Here is a 16537-nt window from a genome sequence, read left to right as displayed (position 1 = left end):
CCTGCTCGCGCAGGCGCGGGCGCTGCGCGGCTCGGTGACGGCGGCCGAGGTGGCGATCACGCAGGCAGACGAGTCGCTGGCGTTGAACCCGCGGCGCCGTCGCAGCTCGGAGGAGGTCGAGGCCCTCAGCACCGATGTGCGGCGCCTGTTCGCGATCACGACGCAGCTGACCGGGATGACCCGCGCGTTCGTCGACGACTACGACGACACGATCGCGGGCGACCGCTACGCGACGGCGATCGCCGAGCAGCTGCACCGCGCCGCGCACGATCTGCGCCTCGCGGTGTCGACGGGCGACCTCGACCTCTCCGCCGAGGAGCCGGCGCTGACCCGGCCGCTCGAGGTGATCACGGCGCCGCCGACGCACTGGATGCTGATCGGATCGCTCCTCGTCGACCTGCGACGCATCCACGACGGCCTGGCCGCGCACCCCGAGGCCTGACCCCGGCCCTCGGCTCGAACTTCTGGTCACTCGTGGCGGCGTCCCCCGCCGCGACCCCGCAACAACTGACCACAAGTCGGATGCCACGAGCTGGCGCGGCGGCGGAGCGCGGGTGCCGGGCTCAGGCGTCGGCGGCGACGGCCTGGCGGATGATGCTCGGGCCCTGCGGGGTCGCCTCGACGACGAGTTGCGCGGGCAGCTGCTCCTTCATCGCCTCGACGTGGCTGATGACGCCGACCGTGCGCCCGCCCGCCCGCAGCTCGTCGAGGGTGCGCATCGCGAGCTCGAGGGTCTCCGGGTCGAGCGACCCGAACCCCTCGTCGACGAAGAGCGTGTCGAGCCGGATGCCACCGGCGCGTGAGGTCACGACCTCGCCGAGCCCCAGGGCGAGAGCGAGCGAGGCGAGAAATGTCTCGCCGCCGGACAGCGATTGCGGGCTGCGGAGCCGTCCGGTGTGCGCGTCGAGCACCTCGATGCCGAGCCCCGACGCGCGCCCGCGCGCGGCCCGCGCGTCGGAGTGGTGCAGCGTGTAGCGGCCCGACGACATCTCCGTCAGCCGCACGTTGGCCGCCGCCACGATCTCTTCCAGTTCCGCCGCGAGCACGAAGGTCTCGAGGTTCATCTTCAGCGTGTTCGGCGCGCGCCCGGCGACGGTGTCGGCCAGGCGCGTGACGGCGCTCGCCCGATCGGCGATCTCCTCGACCTGCGCGGCGGCCTCGTCCACCTGCTCCGACAGGTCGCGGAGCGCGTCTGCGGCCAGTTCCGCCCCGCGCAGGGCCGCGATCGCAGCGCTCCGCGCGGTGTCGGCACTCGCGAGCCGCGCCGCCGAGTCGGCGAGCGCCTCGGCGGTGACGTCATCACCGGTCGCGGAGACCTCGAGGTCGAGCAGCCGTGCGCGGGTGGCGGTGAGATCGGCGGCATCGCGGGCCAGCCGCTCCTCGAGATCGGTGACGTCCGCGGCGGGCAGCAGCGCGGCCCGCGCCGCGTCTATCGTCGGGAACCCGCTGCCCGCGAGTCGTGCGTCGCAGTCGGCTCGCGTCGTCTCTTCGGCGCGCCGGCGCTCCGCGAGTGCGGCGCGGGAGTCGGCGAGGCGCTCCGCGCGCATCCGCTCGGCGGCGCCGGCCTCGATCCGAGCGGCGACGCTGGCGTGATCGCCGCGTGCGGCGACGATCACTGTCTCCGCGCGTGTCGCCTCGGCGGCCGCCGCGGCGTGCTCCTCACGGTCGGCTCCGCGCTGGTCGGCGCGCGCTGCCCGCTCGCGCTGCGCCGCGGCGGTGAGCTCGTCGAGCTCGGCGCGCTTCGCGATCAACTGCTCGAGGTCGCGCACCGCGGCGTCGGCGGCGTTGAGGTCGGACTCCGCGGATGCCAGGGCGTCGACGAGCGAGGAAAGGTCGTTTCCGCCCGCCCGGGCACGGGCGGCGGCGAGCTGATCCCGCAGGGCGCGCGCTGCGTCGGCGGCGGCGACGGCGCTGGCTCCCGCGCGCTCCCGCTCCTGTTCGGCCGCGCTGAGATCCTCGTCGGTGACCGGTTCGGCGGACCCGGTGGCGGGCGCGGGGTGCGCGGTCGCGCCGCAGACGGCACAGGGCTCGCCGTCGACGAGCGCAGCGGCGAGCTCCCCCGCGTGCCCCGCAAGGCGGCGCTGCAGCAGCTCGGTGACGGCGCCGGCCGCGGCGGCGGCGGCGATGCTCGCGGCGTGGTGTTCCTGTTCGGCGGCGGCGCTGCGCTCGGCGAGCGCGGCAGCCTCGCCCGCCGCAGCGTGCTGCACGGCGAGCTCGTCGCGGCGGACGCGCAGGTCGCCCTGTCGGGCGGCGCCGGCGCGCGCCTCAGCGATCGCATCGTCGAGGTCACGGGCCTGGGCGGGAATGAGCGCGAGCTGCGCGTCGAGCTGCGCAAGCGCCACGTCGGCATCGGCCACGGCGGCCGCGGCGGCGTCGCGCCGGGCGAGCAGCGGCACCTGCGCGCGCTCGAGCGCCCCCGCATCCTCCCACCGCGCGAGCTCGGCGGTGAGTTCGTCGATCCGAGCGGCGATGTCGATGGATGCCTCGCCGCCCGACGCCGTCCACTCCGCCAGCGCGCCAGCTGCCGCGTCCTCGGCCGCACGACGCTGCGTGTCGGCGCGCTCGACGGCGTCGATGGGCGCACGCAGCGCCTCGGCGGCGCGGGCGCGCTCGAGGCGCTCACGCTCGACGGCGCGCTCGGGCGCTCGTGCCTCGAGCTCGGCGAGCCGCGTGCGCACGGCCGCGCGCTCACGCCCCTGCTTGTCGCGCTCGACGAGCGCGCCGTGCTCGGCGAGAGCGTCGCGGTGCGCCCCCTCGGCGTTCGCGAGCACGGCGGCGGCCTGCTCGATGCGGTAGTCGGCGCGGCTGACCGCGACGATCAGCGCCGCGCGGCGCGCCGACAGATCGCCCGCACCCGGGTCCACGCTGCCGCCATAGGCACCAGAGTCCGCCCCGCTTCCAACGTCGGAGCCAGAGTCCACGTCAGCCTCGGCACCAGAGTCCGCACCGCTTCCAACGTCGGAGCCAGAGTCCACGTCAGCCTCGGCACCAGAGTCCGCCCCGCTTCCACCACCACCACCACCAGCACCCACCTCGGCGCCGCCCAACGCACGCCCAGCCCCCGCACCCGACGCCTCGCCCCCGCCGGCCGCACTCCGCGTCTGCTCCTCGACCATCCGCTCGGCGAGGTCGAGGAGCGTCTCGGTCTGCGTCGTGGCACCGGCGAGGGTCTTCTGCGCCTCGCGGCGGCGCTGCTCGAGGTCGTCGCGGTACTGCTCGAACCGGCGGGTGCCGAAGAGGGCGCGCAGCAGCGTCTGCCGCTCGTCGCCGGGCGCCAGGAGGAACCGCGAGAACTTGTTCTGCGCGAGCAGGATCACCTGCTGGAACTGCTGCGCCCCGAGCCCGAGCATCTCGCCGAGGGCGACGCCGACATCGCGCGGCTTCGCGGCGCGCCCGACCCACACCCCGTCGACCTGCTCTTCGAGCACGGCGCGCGCGATCTCGGTGGTGAGCCCGCCACCGCGCTTGGCCGGCCGGTCGTACTCGGGCGACCGGGTCACGCGCCACCGCGTGTCGCCGATCGTGAACTCGAGCCTCACCTCGGTCGGGTCGGTGAGCGCGCTGTGGTCGCTGCGCAGCCGCTTCTCACCGCCGTCGTAGCGCGGCACCGTGCCGTACAGCGCGAAGCTGACCCCGTCGAGGATGCTCGACTTGCCGGCGCCGGTGCGCCCCGAGATGAGGAACACCCCGTCGTCGCCGAAGGCGTCGAAATCGACGCGCTGGGTCTCGCGGAACGGGCCGAACCCGGTCAGCTCGAGCGTGTGCAGTCTCACGCGACCGCCTCCGCGCGCACCCGCTCGTCGAGCACGTCGCGCAGGATGTCGGCCTCGTGCTCGCTCACGCCCTCTCCTGGTCGCACGTGGCCGAGGAACGCCTCGACGAGCTCCGCATCGGTGCGCGCGGCGCGCACGCGCTGCGCGTAGGTGCGCCCGTCGCCCTCGCGGACGACGCCCGGGGCGTGCACGACCTTCGCGCAGAACGGGAAGCGCTCCTGAAGGCGGCGCATCGCGTCGGCCTGCGGCAGGGCGTCGGTGTACTCGGCGCACACCCAGGCATCCTCGGCGCCCGCGTGCGCGGCACCCGTCAGCAGGTCGTCGAACGGCGCGCGGAGCGTCACCACACGGCGCGGCACGGGCAGGTCGAGCCACTGCGCACCGGCGAAGCCCGCGGCATCCAGCTCGACGAGCCAGGACCCGCGCGGCTTGTCACCCTCGCCGAACGCGTAGTGCAGCGGCGCGCCCGCGTACCGGATGTGCGGCGAGAGCTGCTGGCGCCCGTGGATGTGCCCGAGGGCCATGTAGTCGACTCCGGCGAAGGTCTCGAGCGGAACGACGTCGAGGCCGCCCTGCTGGATGTCGCGCTCCAGATGCGGCGTCGGCGCGACCCCCGCCGCGAAGCAGTGCGCGATCGCGACCGACCGCATCGGCCCGGCCGGGTCGGTGAGGCCCGCACGCTCCGCCAGGTCGGCGCGCACGAGATCCATCGCGTGACCGAGCACCCCCGCCTGCGACGTCACGCCGGGCCAGACGTGGCGCAGCAGCGCGGGCTCGAGGAACGGGATGCCGTAGATGTGCACCGGTCCGTGCGCATCGGTCACGGTGATCGGCGTGCCGACGGCGGCGGGATCGGTGAGCACGTGGATGCCGTCGCGCAAGAGTCCCGACTGAAACCCCAGCCGGGCCGCGGAGTCGTGGTTGCCGCTCGTGACGATGACCTCGGCGCCGGTGCCGGCGAGCGCGCGGAGGGTGTCGGACAGCAGCGAATAGCAGGCCGCCGCGGGCGTGCCCGAGTCGAACACGTCGCCCGCGACGATCACGACGTCGACGCCGTGCTCGCGCACCTGCGCGGTCAGCGCCTCGAGCACGCCGCGCAGCGCCTCGAGCGTGGAGTGACCGTGGAAGGTCCGCCCGATGTGCCAGTCGGAGGTGTGCAGGATGCGCATGCTTCCACGGTAGGTCGGGCCCCCGACATCGCCCGGCCGCCCCGCCGCGTAAAACCCCCGCCGCGCGAACCCCGCCGCACGAACCCCGCCGCGCGAACCCGGCCTTCAGCGCCCGCGGGCGCGCCGTCGCGAGGCGAGGTCGATCACGCCGAGGAGGAACGCCAGCGCGACGAACAGCGCGACCGAGATCATGCCGAAGGCGTAGGCGTCGTGGTAGACGTCGAGGCCCGCGCGCCCGGCATCCTTGTCGCGGTAGATCGCGGCGTAGAACAGCGACAGGGCGACGGCCGTCCCGACCGCCGTCCCGATCCGCTGGCCGAGCTGGCCGACGGAGCCCGCGAGGCCGCCCGAGCGGGTGGGGATCTCGGCGAGGGTCAGCGTCTGGTTCGGCGCGACGACGAGGCCCGCCCCGATGCCCGCGACGAACATCACGCCGGCCATCGCATAGGCGACCACGCCGGCCGGCACCGTGTACGCGACCACCGTCAGCACGACCACCGAGACCAGCACGATGCCGAGGCCCCAGACCACCAGCGGCCGTCCGAGACGGCCGACGAGGTTGCCGCCGTACCAGGCGCTGACGGCGCTCGCGAGCGCGAAGCCGATCGACACCATGCCCGCGAACACGGGCTCGAGGCCCACCCCCAGCTGCAGGAACAGCGTGGTCAGCAGCAAGAGTGCCGGCATCGCGGTGAAATACGTCGTCGCGATCAGCGTGCCGTTGCGGTACGACGCGATCGTGAAGAGCGCGACCGGGATGAGCGGCGCCTTGCCGGATGCGGCGTACCGCCGTTCCCACCAGACGAACGCCGCGGCGAACACGACGAAGACGACCAGCGACCACCACCGCCGCGGGTCGTCGTCGGGCGAGCCCGTCGTGAACAGGAACGGCCACATGAGGGTCACGATCATGACGCCGAACAGCACGAGGCCGATCGGATCGAGCTGCAGCCTCCCGGGCGTGGGCGTGCGGGTGCGGGGCAGCAGGAAGACGACGCCGGCGAGCACCGCGAGACACAGCGGCACGTTCATCCAGAAGATCCAGCGCCAGCCGTCCTGCGCGCCGCCGAGGGCGATCATGAGCCCGCCGAGCGTCGGGCCGAACGCCGTCGCGATGCCGATCGTCGCCCCGAACAGGCCGAACGCGCGGCCGCGCTCCTTGCCCGTGAAGATCTGCTGGATCGTGCCGATGACCTGCGGCATCTGGATGCCGGCGGCGAGACCCTGCAGCAGCCGGCCGGCGATCAGGATCTCGATCGTCGGCGCGAGCGCACACACGATCGAGGTGATCGTGAACAGGCTCAGGCCGATGATGAACAGCTGCCGCCGCGAACGCTGGTCGCCGAGCCGCCCGAACGGCACGAGCGCGAGCCCGAACATCAGCACGTACCCCGACACCACGATCTGCAGCTGGGTGGATGCCGCGCCGAACGCCGCCTCGATCGACGGGAGCGCCACGTTGACCTTGCTGAGGTCGAGGATCGTGAGGGCGGCGACCGAGACGCACACCCAGAACGCGCGCCAGCGCTGGCCGTGATCGAGCGGGATGCTGGAGGTGGCGGGAGAGGTCATCAGGATCAGGCTATGCCTGTCGCACCGGGCTCGGGTCGGGGCCGCTTCCGCGGCCGGGTAGCCTCGGTGCGTGGCATCCGACGACAACTCCCCGCAGACGACCGCAGAATCCGCGGCCGAGACGGTGACCGAGGCGGTGAAGGATGCCTCGGCGGACGTCGCCGAGAAGGTCGACCGCGCGATCGACGAGGCGACCGGCGTGCGGCCCGACGACGGCGAGATCGAGGAGTTCACGTACGACGGCTCGACGCTGATCGCCGAGCGCCGGGGCGAGGCGCCCGCGCCCCGCACCGTTCTGCTCGTCCACGGGATCGGTATGGGTCGGAAGGTGTTCGCCGACCTCGTGCAGCGCGTCGAGGAGGGCGCCGTCGTCGTCGCCGTCGACCTGCCCGGCTACGGCGATGCGCCCGAGCCGCCGCGCACTCCCACGATCGAGCGCCTCGCCGATCTCGTCGCCGCCTACCTCCGGCACCTGGGTCGCGGCCCGGCGTTGCTCCTCGGACACTCGATGGGCACGCAGGTCGTCACCGAGGTCGCGGTGCGCCATCCCGACCTCGTCGACCGGCTGGTTCTCGTCGCGCCCACCGTCGACCGCCGGCACCGCCGCGCGCTGGTGCAGCTCTGGCGACTCGGCCGCGACCTCCTCGGCGAGAGCGGCAAGGTGCTCCTGCTCGGCGCCCGCGAGTACCTCCACGCGGGGCCCAACCTCGGACGCAAGATGCAGGCGATGCTCGTGCACCGCCCCGAGGACGCCCACCCGAAGATCACGGCGCCGACGCTCGTCGTCCGCGGCGAGCTCGACGTCGTCGTCCCACAGGCATGGTTCGACGAGGTCGTCGCTGGGATTCCCGACGCCACGCCGTTCGTGATCGAGGGGCACCACCACGAGACGCTGATCCGCACGGCCGGGCCCGCCGCGGCGGAGATCCGCCGCTGGCTCGCCGAGACCTGATCATGCGGGCGCCGCCCGGCGCGACGCCCGCGTTCGGCCCCGCCGACGGGCGCGGCTCGAGGGGTGAGCGCGGCTCAGCCCGCGAGCTCCGCGACCAGTCGCGCGATGAGCTCTTCCTCCGCCGCGATGCCCGTGTCGTCGAGCCGCCGCCGCACGGCGGTCTCCACGACCGCCGCATCCTCACCGGCGACGTCGGCGCGCAGTTGCGCGATCACGCCGTCCAGGCGCTCCTGTTCGGTGGTCTCGTGCTGATCGAGGGCCGGCTCGTCCTGGGTCTCCTCGCTCATGCGCGCTCCTCCGCTGCGGCGTCCTCGGCGCTCTCCCAGCCGGTCGCCGGTGCGGCGTCGATCACGCCCTCCGGTAGATCGTCGTTCCGGCCTCGTCCGGGGTCTCCCGTCCGGTCCCCATCGGTGTGCTCGTCGTGCGCCATGTCGTGCCCCTTCCGCGACGACGTGGTCGCCCGCCGCGCCTTCAGTGTGCGGGCGGATACGGCCGTCGGGCAGGGGCTTGACGGGCGGTCGGGGCGAGGGTAGCTCTCAGCTCGCTCGGCGCGGCGCCAGCAGCTCGTCGTGGCCGGGGTTCGCCTCGAACCAGTCCGCGACGTACCAGCACACGGGGCTCACGACGCGGTCGCCGCGCTCCTCGATCTCGGCGACGGCGCGGGCGACGACCTGGCCCGCGTACCCGTGGCCCCGGAAGGTCGGGATCGTGTAGGCGCGGGTGAGGGCGATCGTGCGCCCGTCGTCGCGGTAGTCGAGCACACTGACGAGGTCGGAGCCCTTGTGCAGGGTGTAGCGCGAGGCATCCTTCTCATTCGCGAAACGGAACGCGGTCATCCCTCCACGCTACGCCCGGTCCCTGACAATCCGGCCCGCCACGCACCGCGGGGCGGGCGGCTGAGCAATCTGTCACATTGCGTCATCTTCACGGCGCGGCATCCGTGCGGTTTGACACATCGTGACTCGGTTCGTCATAATCGCCCCATGACTGACAACGCACGCACTCTGTCCGCCCGGGAGGCGAACGGAACTGCCGGCATCATGATGCCGCGCGTTGCCATGTGTTGCCGAATGTGTATCTGACGGTCATCCCCGCCGGGTCCGCCCTCCGCTTCTGACGTCTCATCCAGAAGATCAGGAGCGCCGACCCCCGAGTCACCGACGCGTTCCGCACACAATGCGGATGACGGATGCCTCGCACACCGGCCCTCCCCTCGGGAGCAGCGCCGACTCTGCAGCACACGCCCGAACCCGTTCTCTTGGCGCACCGCCCGGGTTCCGCCCCAAAGGACCATCTCGTGTCGAACACCGCTCTGCTCGCCCCCGCTCCGACAGCCCCGTCCCGCCACCTGCACGCTCTCGTCGACGCCCCCGCGCCGGCCCGCGTCGCGCCGCCCGCTCCGGCGCCCGAGGCCACCACGACGGCGGCCACCGGCGTGCCCGCCGGCACCGCCCCGCGTGGCTTCGCCCTCTACGTCGGCCTCGACGAGCTGAAGGCTGCCACCGACGGCGTCTCGCTCGCGACGATCGTCACGGCGCTCCGCCAGACGCTCGCCGAGCTCGCCCCGCGGGCCGAGAGCTACGCCACCGTCGCGCTCGCCCCCGCCCACGCCGGCGGGCGCGACGTCGACGTCGTCCGCCTCGCGCTGCACGAGCCGAGCGCCGTCGCCCGCACCAAGGCCGACACCCCCGACGACGACCACGTGCCCGGCGGCGTCACGATCGACATCTCGCGTCGGCGCGTGCACATCGACAGCGAGCCGTCGTCGCTCACCTTCAAGGAGTTCGAGCTGCTGCAGTACCTCGTGCTGCGCGAGGGCCGCACGATCGAGCGCACCGAGCTGGTGTCGTCGCTGTGGAGCCACGCCGACGGCGACGAGGTGCCCGGCGAGCGCACGATCGACGTGCACGTGCGGCGCCTGCGCGCCAAGCTCGGCCGCTACGAGGACATCGTGCGCACGGTGCGCGGCATCGGCTACCGGTTCGACCGGCACGCCGACGTCGTCATCCGCTTCGGCCACGGCACGCCCTCGCCCGACCGTTTCTGACCGCGCAGCGGGCGGCACCTCCTCACCCGCCGGATCGGTGGGGCAGGAGTAGACCAACGCGCCCCGGCAGCCGCCACCAGCACCACCGATCCGACGAATGGTGACCACCGGCCGCCGAGGGGCCCCCGCTCCCCGCCGGCGACGAGGCAGCCGCCGCGACCGACCGTTTCTGACCGCGCGGCCGGCGGCACCTCCTCACCCGCCGGACCGGTGGGGCAGGAGTAGACCAACGCGACCCGGCAGGCTCCACCAGCACCACCGATCCGACGAATGGTGACCACCGGCCGCCGCAGGGGCCCCGGCGGGCGCGAGCCACAGCCCGTGCCCGGGTGTCGGAGGTCGTGACGTAGGGTGACGGCATGACGACGCGGGAGTGGCTGCCTCAGGCGCACGCTTCTGCGCGCCGCCCTCGCCCCGCGGCGGCCCGCGACCCCCGCCCGCCCGCCGGCCCGCCCCGCGAGACCGAGTTCCGCCCGCGCGTGCCGATCGACGTGCGCCGGGCGCTGGCGGCGCACCAGCGCGGAGCGCACGACCCGGCCCACACCGAGCATCAGGGGGTGATCTGGCGGGTGAGCCGCACGCCGGAGGGCGTCGCGACGCTCGCCCTGCGCGTCGAGCGCACGCGCGTGCGCGCCGCGGCGTGGGGACCCGGTGCCGCCTGGGCGCTCGACCAGGTGCCGCGCCTGTGCGGCGACGGCGACGACCCGAGCGACTTCGACACGGGCGGCCATCCGCTCGTCGCGAGCGTGCACCACCGGCATCCGCAGCTGCGCATCGGCCGCACCGACCTCCTCTTCGACGCCCTCGTCAGCGCGATCTTCGAGCAGAAGGTGACCGGACTGCAGGCATTCGGCGCGTGGCGGATGATCCTCACCTGGTGCGGCGAGCGCGCCCCCGGCCCCACCCCGCGACCCATGTTCGCGCCGCCGGCCGACTGGCACCTGATCCCCAGCTGGACGTGGCACCGTGCCGGGCTCGAGCCGCCGCAGTCGCGCACCGTCGTCGCCGCCGCCCGTCGGCGCCCGTCGATCGAACGCGCGGCCGACGCGGCGGCATCGGGCGCCGACCGCGACCGCGTGCTCACGAGCCTGCCGGGCGTCGGCCTCTGGACGAGCGCCGAGACGCGCATCCGCGCCTACGGCGACGCGGATGCCGTGAGCGTGGGCGACTACCACCTCGCCCACCAGGTGGGCTACGCCCTCACCGGCCACCGCGTCGATGACGACGGGATGGTCGAGCTGCTCGAGCCGTGGCGCGGCCACCGGCAGCGGGTCATCCGACTCATCATGCTGAGCGGCGCCTTCGAGCCGCGCCGCGGCCCCCGGCTCGCCCCCGAAGACCACCGCGGCAGGTGACGGTGCCCCGCGGGCGTCTACGCTGAGCGCATCAGCCTCTCCGACTCCGAGAAGACCGGCTGGCCCCGCGGACGCTGGGGGTGGCTGTTCGGCAGTATCGCCCTGCTCGTGCTCGGCGTCGTGTTCGGGCAGGTGTTTGGCAGTATCTGGCTCGGCCTCCCGCTCGCCGTGCTGCTGTCGATCGGGTGGCTCATCGCCTACGAGTCGTGGCGGGGCCGGAACCCCGGTCCGCACGACCCGTGGGACGACGGCGCGCAGCTCTGACGCGCCCGCTCAGTAATAGACGGCGAGCGGGCCGCGCGGCCCCTCGATCACTTCCACCGGGGTGTCGAAGATCTCGGTGAGCACGTCCGGCTGCACGATCTCGTCGGGCGTGCCGAACGCGACGACGGCGCCGTCCTTCATCGCGCACACGCGGTCGGCGTAGTGCCCGGCGAAGTTGATGTCGTGCAGCACCACGACGATCGTCCGGCCGAGCTCGGTGGCCGCCCGGTGCAGGTGCCGCATCATCTGCACCGCGTGCTGGATGTCGAGGTTGTTCAGCGGCTCGTCGAGCAGCACGTAGTCGGTGTCCTGCGCGAGCACCATCGCGACGTAGGCGCGCTGACGCTGCCCGCCGGAGAGCTCGTCGAGGTAGCGGCCTTCGAGCTCGGCGAGGCCCAGGAAGTCGATCGACCGGTCGATGATCGCCTCGTCGTCGACCGTCAACCGCCCTCGCGAGTACGGGTAGCGCCCGAACCCGACGAGCTGGCGCACGGTGAGCCGGGTGACGAAGTGGTTCTCCTGCCGCAGGATCGCGACGACCTTCGCGAGCTCCCGAGACTTGGTGGATGCCACGTCGTGGCCGGCGATCGAGATCGTGCCGGCGTCGGCCTCGAGCAGTCGGCCGATCATCGTGAGCAGCGTCGACTTGCCGGCGCCGTTCGGGCCGATGAGGGCGGTGATGCCGCCCGCGGGCAGGTCGACGTCGATCGGGCCGATCGCGACGTGCGTGCTGTAGCGCTTCTCGATGCCGGTCAGCGAGATCACAGGCGCCCCTTTCGGAGGAGGAAGACGAGGAAGAACGTACCGCCGACGATCTCGACGATGATGCCGACCGACCCCGCCGCGTAGAACACGTGCTTGAGGACGACGTAGGCGCCGCCGAGCACGACGAATCCGACGAGCCACGCCATCGCGAACATGCGCCGATGGGAGTACGTGTCGGCGAGCTGATAGGTGAGCATCGCGACGAGGAAGCCGAAGAACGTCATCGGGCCGATGAGCGAGGTCGACACCGCCATGAGCACCGAGACGGCGAGGAGAGTGAGGATCGCGTCGCGGCGGTGCGGTGAGCCGAGCCCGAGCGCGACGGGTCGGCCGAGGGCGAGCACGTCGAGCCGCCGGGCGCCCCACATCAGGGCGACCACGGCGATCGCGGCGAGCGGGATCGCGATCGGGAGGTACGTGGCATCCGCATTCGCGACCGAGCCGATGAGACGTGCGGTCAGCAGGTCGAACTCGGTCGGTGTCAGCAGGCGCTGCAGGAAGGTCGAGAACGCCGCGAGCGCTCCACCGAGGATGATCCCGACGAGCAGCATGATCTGCACGTTCGCGCGCCGCCCCGACAGGAGCAAGCCGTAGAGGATGCCGGAGAACAGCAGCATCACCGCGACCTGCGCGAGATAGGCTCCGACGCCCTGCACGGCGAGGGCGCCCGAGACGCCGAAGAAGAAGATCGCGGCGGTCGAGATCGCGGTGTAGAGCGACTCGAAGCCGAGGAGCGAGGGCGTCACGATGCGGTTGGCGGTGACCGTCTGGAAGGCGATCGTCGCGATGCCCTGGCAGAACGCGACCACGACGATGACGATGAGGCTCGTCACGCGCAGCTGGGCGATGCGCCAGAAGCCGTCGCTGCCGAGCGGCATCGGGTTCTCCCACGCGAAGATGCCGGCGGCCACCGCGACGGCGAGGGCGACCAGCACGGTCATGACGATCGCGTACCGGCGCCCGCGCGCGGCGGTCGCGAACGGCAGGGTCCGGCGCGGCGGCGCGCTTCGCGGCGAGGTGGCGGGGCGCATCGACGCGGCGATGGACGGGGCGGCGGGGATCTCAGGCACGGCGACGCTGCCTCAGCAGGAGGAGGATGAACACGACCGACCCGATCATCGCGAGAATGAGGGAGACCGGCACCTCGAAGGGCATGTTGATGACGCGCGCGACGATGTCGCACGCCGTGACGAGCGCGATGCCCCCGAGCGCGACCCACGGGAGGTTCGAGCGCAGGTCGTCGCCGCGGATGAGCGAGACGACGTTGGGGACGATCAGCCCGAGGAAGGGCAGGTTTCCGACGACGACGGTGACGACGCCCGCCGCGAGCGCGATGAGGCCGGTGCCGATGAGCACGACCCGGTCGTAGTCGACGCCCACGCCGGTCGCGACCTCCTTACCGAGCCCCGCGATCGTGAAGCGGTCGGCGGCGATGAAGATCGCGATCACGACGAACAGCACGATCCAGAGCGGCTCGTACTGGCCGCGCAGCACCGAGGTGAACGATCCCGTGAACCAGATCGCCATGCTCTGCAGCGTGTGGGTCGACAGGGCGATGAAGGTGGAGACGGCCCCCACGATGGCGCCGAGCATCATTCCGACGATCGGCACGATCACCGACGACGTCAGCACGACGCGGCGGAGGAACAGGAAGAAGATCATGGTGCCGACGAAGGCCGCCGCCACCGCCCCGACCATCCGCGCCATGAGCGGTGCGTCGGGGAAGAGGAGCATGACGACCAGCAGGCCGAGCCCCGCCCACTCGGTCGTTCCGGTGGTCGTCGGCTCGACGAACCGGTTCTGAGTGAGCATCTGCATGACGAGCCCGCACATCGCCATCCCCGCGCCCGCCAGCACGAGCGCGACGGTGCGGGGCACGCGGGTGATGAGGAACATCTCTCCACCGCCCGGTGCCCCCCACACGTCGTACACGCCGACCATGAGCGAGGCCGCGACGAGGACGATGACGACGGCGAGCCCGCCCAGCAGCGGCCACGTGAGGAGCCGCTGCCGAGCGCGCTGCACGCGGCGCCTCAGCTTTCGAGCGCGTCGGCGAACGAGTTGAAGAAGGTCGTGTACGTGACGATGCCCTCGTTCAAGTAGGTGCCCGCCGGCATGTAGACGATGTGCTTGTTCGTGACGGCGGGGACGTTCTTCAGCGCCTCCGACGACCCGATGAGGTCGTTGGCCGGAGTATAGGACTCGTCCGTGTTCGCGCTGACCCCGGCATCCCGGTCCATCACGAGGATCCAGTCGGGGTTCGAGGCGGCGATCGCTTCGACCGAGATGTCGTCGCCCTGGTGGTCGGTCGAGCCGTCGGTGGTGAGCGCGGGCGTGAGGCCGAGCACATCGAACACCGGGCCGAGCGTGCGGCCGGTCGACGGAGCCGCGTAGTTGATCTCGCCGCCCGAGGTGATCACGGCCATGACGGTGTCGTTCTTGTCGTAGGCCGCGGTGACGCGCTCGATCGACTTCTCGAAGTCGGCCACGAGCTTCGCCGCCTCCTTCTGCTTGCCGAAGATCTCGCCGAGCACGGTGACCTGGCGCTTCAGCTCGGCGTCGAACGCCTCGCCCTCGCGCGGGTCGAGCTCGACGATCGTCGCGTTGGGCGCGAGGGTCTGGAAGTCGCCGTAGTACGAGGCGAAGCGCTGGCCGTTGACGATCAGGTCGGGGTCGGCGGCGACGACGGCTTCGAGGTTCGGCTCGCCGTGGTTGCCGATGTTGACCGTCTTCGAGCCCTCCTCCTTGTACGAGAGGTCGGCGGGGAAGATGTCGAGCGGCGCGGCGACGACCTCGACGCCCCAGTCATCGAGCACCGTGATGGTGCGGTTGTCGGTCGCCACGACGCGCTGCGGCGGCACCGCGACGGTCTGCTCGCCGTGGTTGTCGGTCACCGTGACCGAGGTCGGGGCGGTCTCGGGGGACGACGCCGCCGGGGTCGCGGAACCGGCGCAGCCGGCCAGAGTCACCGCGGACAGGAGCGCGGCGGAGGAGAGCAGGAATGAGCGAGCACGTGTCGAAGGCATGCGTGACGTATCTTTCGGTGCGGTGATGGGGATGCCCGGCGGCGCGCGCCGAGCCAGGCAAGGCTATCCTAACCACATGACTTCGTCGAACCCGGCCCCGCCCGTCGCGCCCCCTCTTTCGGGCTTACCCGGGTGGGCAACGAGCTGCGCTTCCGCTTCGCGCGCCTCGCCGCACGGCAGTGGCTGACGCCCGAGTACGTACGGATCCGCCCCGAGGGAGCCGATCTGCGCGGCTTCGACTCCCCCGGCTCCGACGACCACATCCGCGTGTTCTTCCCGGGAGGCGAGCCGGCGAGCGTCGACGAGCTGCGCGCCGCCCCGAGCCGCGAATACACCCCGCTCGCCTGGGACGCCGACGGGGGCTGGCTCGACCTCGAGTTCGCGATCACGGCGGACACGACCAGGCCGCCACGGAAGGGATCGCTGCGCCGTGGGCGGCGTGCGCCGAGATCGGCGCGCCCGCCGGAGTGGGCGGGCCCCGCGGTTCGCTCGTGCTCACGGGGCGCCCCGACGCGTGGTTGCTCGCCGGCGACGAGACCGCCGTTCCCGCCATGCGCCGGTTCACGCACCTGATGGATGCCACGGCCGGCACGGTGCTCGCCGACCGCCTCGCCGCCCTCACCACCGCCGACCGCCCCACCGGCGACGGCTTCGCGTTCATCGCCGCGGAGCAGTCGATCGTCAAGGTCGGGCGCGCGCTGCTGCGCGACCGCTGGGGCCTCGACCTCGACCGCGCGTTCCCCTACCGGGCCGTCGCCTCCTTCGTCATCCTGCTCGGGATCGCGCGGGTGTCGGGCCTGCGATCACCGTCACGATGCTCATCTACCTCTTCGTGCTGGCGCCGTCACTGTTCACCCAGCCCGGCGCGTATCAACCGTTCACGCTCACCGACAACCTCGTGCACATCATCACGCCCGCACTCGTCATCGTCGACTGGCTGCTGTTCATCCCGAAGGGCGCCATCAAGCCGTACGACCCCCTCCTCTGGGCGCTGATCCCCTACGCGTATCTCGCGTTCGCCTTCACCTACAGTTCGGCGGGCGGCCGCTTCGGCGGCGGAACGACCGTGCCGTACCCGTTCATGGATGCCTCGGTGAACGGCGTCGGCGGCGTCATCGCGTGGATCGCCGGCCTCACCGTGGCCCTCATCGGTGTCGGCTACGTCTATTACGGCCTCGACCGCCTGCTCACGCGGGCGCGGCCTCGTCCTCTTCCGGCTCGAACGTAGAGGCCTCGCCGGTGTGCCCGGCGGCCACGCCGTCGGGGTCGGGCGGGATCGTGCCGTCGTCGCCGAGCCCGCCGGGCTCCGTGGTCACCTCGGTGTCGTCCGAGTCCGGGGCATCCGCCGGCTGCTCGAAAGTCTGGTCGCTCATCGCGCCCTCCGCTTCTCGCGGCCGCGCGGCCGCGTCTGCGGCCACCGTAAGCTCCGCACCGGCCGCCGTCAGGGGGATTGACCCGCCCGGGCAGCCGTAGTAGCCCGAGTCGGATGGCCCGCCTGCGCGGCCGCGCATACCGCCGGCGGCGGCGCCACACGACCCGCCCGCCCGGCGGCCCGCGTCACATCTCTTCGTGCGTGTCGGGGTCGCCGCCCCAGAGCCGGCCGCGCTCGAGGCC

Annotated in this window: 17 protein-coding genes and 1 pseudogene; 7 read left to right on the top strand and 11 right to left on the bottom strand. The window is 72.7% G+C overall.

Going from position 1 to position 16537, the window contains the following annotated elements; genetic code table 11:
- Positions 1 to 442: pseudogene (locus FHX68_RS15395) on the top strand (FUSC family protein); the annotation flags it as partial.
- Positions 443 to 563: 121 nt separating this feature from the next.
- Here FHX68_RS15395 and FHX68_RS15055 read toward each other — a convergent pair.
- The 3 genes from FHX68_RS15055 to FHX68_RS15045 all read right to left on the bottom strand — a co-directional run bounded on the left by FHX68_RS15055 (position 564) and on the right by FHX68_RS15045 (position 6514).
- Positions 564 to 3773, bottom strand: coding sequence for an AAA family ATPase (locus tag FHX68_RS15055; RefSeq protein ID WP_141380155.1), 3210 nt, complete (start codon positions 3771 to 3773; stop codon positions 564 to 566).
- Positions 3770 to 4942 carry an exonuclease SbcCD subunit D gene (locus tag FHX68_RS15050; RefSeq protein ID WP_141380156.1) on the bottom strand — a complete coding sequence of 391 codons (1173 nt, stop codon included), beginning with the start codon at positions 4940 to 4942 and terminating at the stop codon, positions 3770 to 3772. Before FHX68_RS15050 ends, FHX68_RS15055 begins: the two co-directional genes overlap by 4 nt.
- A gap of 105 nt (positions 4943 to 5047) precedes the next feature.
- The gene (locus FHX68_RS15045; RefSeq protein WP_141380157.1) at positions 5048 to 6514 is read right to left on the bottom strand and encodes an MFS transporter; all 1467 of its coding nucleotides are present in this window, start codon (positions 6512 to 6514) and stop codon (positions 5048 to 5050) included.
- A 70-nt stretch (positions 6515 to 6584) separates the two neighbouring features.
- Between FHX68_RS15045 and FHX68_RS15040 the strand changes: the two genes are divergently transcribed.
- A complete protein-coding gene (locus FHX68_RS15040) occupies positions 6585 to 7466 on the top strand; it encodes an alpha/beta fold hydrolase (protein WP_229661511.1) in 882 nt (293 codons plus the stop codon).
- A gap of 74 nt (positions 7467 to 7540) precedes the next feature.
- On the opposite strand, the gene FHX68_RS15035 is transcribed toward FHX68_RS15040, so the two are convergent.
- The 3 genes from FHX68_RS15035 to FHX68_RS15030 all read right to left on the bottom strand — a co-directional run bounded on the left by FHX68_RS15035 (position 7541) and on the right by FHX68_RS15030 (position 8302).
- Positions 7541 to 7753, bottom strand: a complete 213-nt coding sequence (locus FHX68_RS15035) for a hypothetical protein (protein WP_141380158.1) — start codon at positions 7751 to 7753, stop codon at positions 7541 to 7543.
- Entirely contained in the window at positions 7750 to 7896 is a 147-nt protein-coding gene (locus FHX68_RS15390) for a hypothetical protein (protein ID WP_170214208.1), read from the bottom strand. Before FHX68_RS15390 ends, FHX68_RS15035 begins: the two co-directional genes overlap by 4 nt.
- 106 nt (positions 7897 to 8002) lie before the next feature.
- The gene (locus FHX68_RS15030) at positions 8003 to 8302 is read right to left on the bottom strand and encodes a GNAT family N-acetyltransferase (protein ID WP_141380159.1); all 300 of its coding nucleotides are present in this window, start codon (positions 8300 to 8302) and stop codon (positions 8003 to 8005) included.
- 461 nt (positions 8303 to 8763) lie between these two features.
- On the opposite strand from FHX68_RS15030, the gene FHX68_RS15025 reads away from it, so the two are divergent.
- The 3 genes from FHX68_RS15025 to FHX68_RS15015 all read left to right on the top strand — a co-directional run bounded on the left by FHX68_RS15025 (position 8764) and on the right by FHX68_RS15015 (position 11132).
- Positions 8764 to 9513, top strand: coding sequence for a winged helix-turn-helix domain-containing protein (locus tag FHX68_RS15025; protein WP_141380160.1), 750 nt, complete (start codon positions 8764 to 8766; stop codon positions 9511 to 9513).
- A 359-nt stretch (positions 9514 to 9872) separates the two neighbouring features.
- A complete protein-coding gene (locus FHX68_RS15020; protein ID WP_141380161.1) occupies positions 9873 to 10868 on the top strand; it encodes a DNA-3-methyladenine glycosylase family protein in 996 nt (331 codons plus the stop codon).
- A gap of 108 nt (positions 10869 to 10976) precedes the next feature.
- Complete coding sequence (locus FHX68_RS15015) at positions 10977 to 11132, top strand: hypothetical protein (protein WP_229661510.1); 156 nt, start codon at positions 10977 to 10979, stop codon at positions 11130 to 11132.
- A gap of 9 nt (positions 11133 to 11141) precedes the next feature.
- Here the strand turns inward: FHX68_RS15015 and FHX68_RS15010 are convergent, their stop codons facing one another.
- From FHX68_RS15010 to FHX68_RS14995, 4 genes are read right to left on the bottom strand one after another with little or no spacing between them, the layout of a single operon-like run.
- Entirely contained in the window at positions 11142 to 11897 is a 756-nt protein-coding gene (locus FHX68_RS15010; protein WP_141380163.1) for an iron ABC transporter ATP-binding protein, read from the bottom strand.
- Complete coding sequence (locus FHX68_RS15005; RefSeq protein WP_141380186.1) at positions 11894 to 12928, bottom strand: iron chelate uptake ABC transporter family permease subunit; 1035 nt, start codon at positions 12926 to 12928, stop codon at positions 11894 to 11896. Before FHX68_RS15005 ends, FHX68_RS15010 begins: the two co-directional genes overlap by 4 nt.
- A 31-nt stretch (positions 12929 to 12959) precedes the next feature.
- Positions 12960 to 13922: an ABC transporter permease gene (locus tag FHX68_RS15000; RefSeq protein ID WP_255314015.1), complete on the bottom strand. Its 963-nt coding sequence runs from the start codon at positions 13920 to 13922 to the stop codon at positions 12960 to 12962.
- An 8-nt stretch (positions 13923 to 13930) separates the two neighbouring features.
- Positions 13931 to 14923: a siderophore ABC transporter substrate-binding protein gene (locus FHX68_RS14995; RefSeq protein WP_141380165.1), complete on the bottom strand. Its 993-nt coding sequence runs from the start codon at positions 14921 to 14923 to the stop codon at positions 13931 to 13933.
- A 132-nt stretch (positions 14924 to 15055) separates the two neighbouring features.
- On the opposite strand from FHX68_RS14995, the gene FHX68_RS14990 reads away from it, so the two are divergent.
- Both FHX68_RS14990 and FHX68_RS16220 read left to right on the top strand, forming a co-directional pair.
- A complete protein-coding gene (locus FHX68_RS14990) occupies positions 15056 to 15496 on the top strand; it encodes a siderophore-interacting protein (RefSeq protein ID WP_229661508.1) in 441 nt (146 codons plus the stop codon).
- Positions 15438 to 16151 (top strand): Pr6Pr family membrane protein, encoded by a 714-nt coding sequence (locus FHX68_RS16220; RefSeq protein WP_255314016.1) that lies wholly within the window; start codon positions 15438 to 15440, stop codon positions 16149 to 16151. The genes FHX68_RS14990 and FHX68_RS16220 overlap by 59 nt, the downstream gene beginning before the upstream one ends.
- Here the strand turns inward: FHX68_RS16220 and FHX68_RS14980 are convergent.
- Entirely contained in the window at positions 16111 to 16296 is a 186-nt protein-coding gene (locus tag FHX68_RS14980) for a hypothetical protein (RefSeq protein ID WP_141380166.1), read from the bottom strand. The genes FHX68_RS16220 and FHX68_RS14980 overlap by 41 nt on opposite strands.
- Between the last annotated feature and the right edge of the window lie 241 nt (positions 16297 to 16537).

The organism is Microbacterium lacticum (assembly GCF_006716815.1).
Taxonomy (GTDB): Bacteria; Actinomycetota; Actinomycetes; order Actinomycetales; family Microbacteriaceae; genus Microbacterium; species Microbacterium lacticum.
Note: the sequence above shows the minus strand (reverse complement) of the source record. Positions and strands in the feature narration are given on the sequence as shown.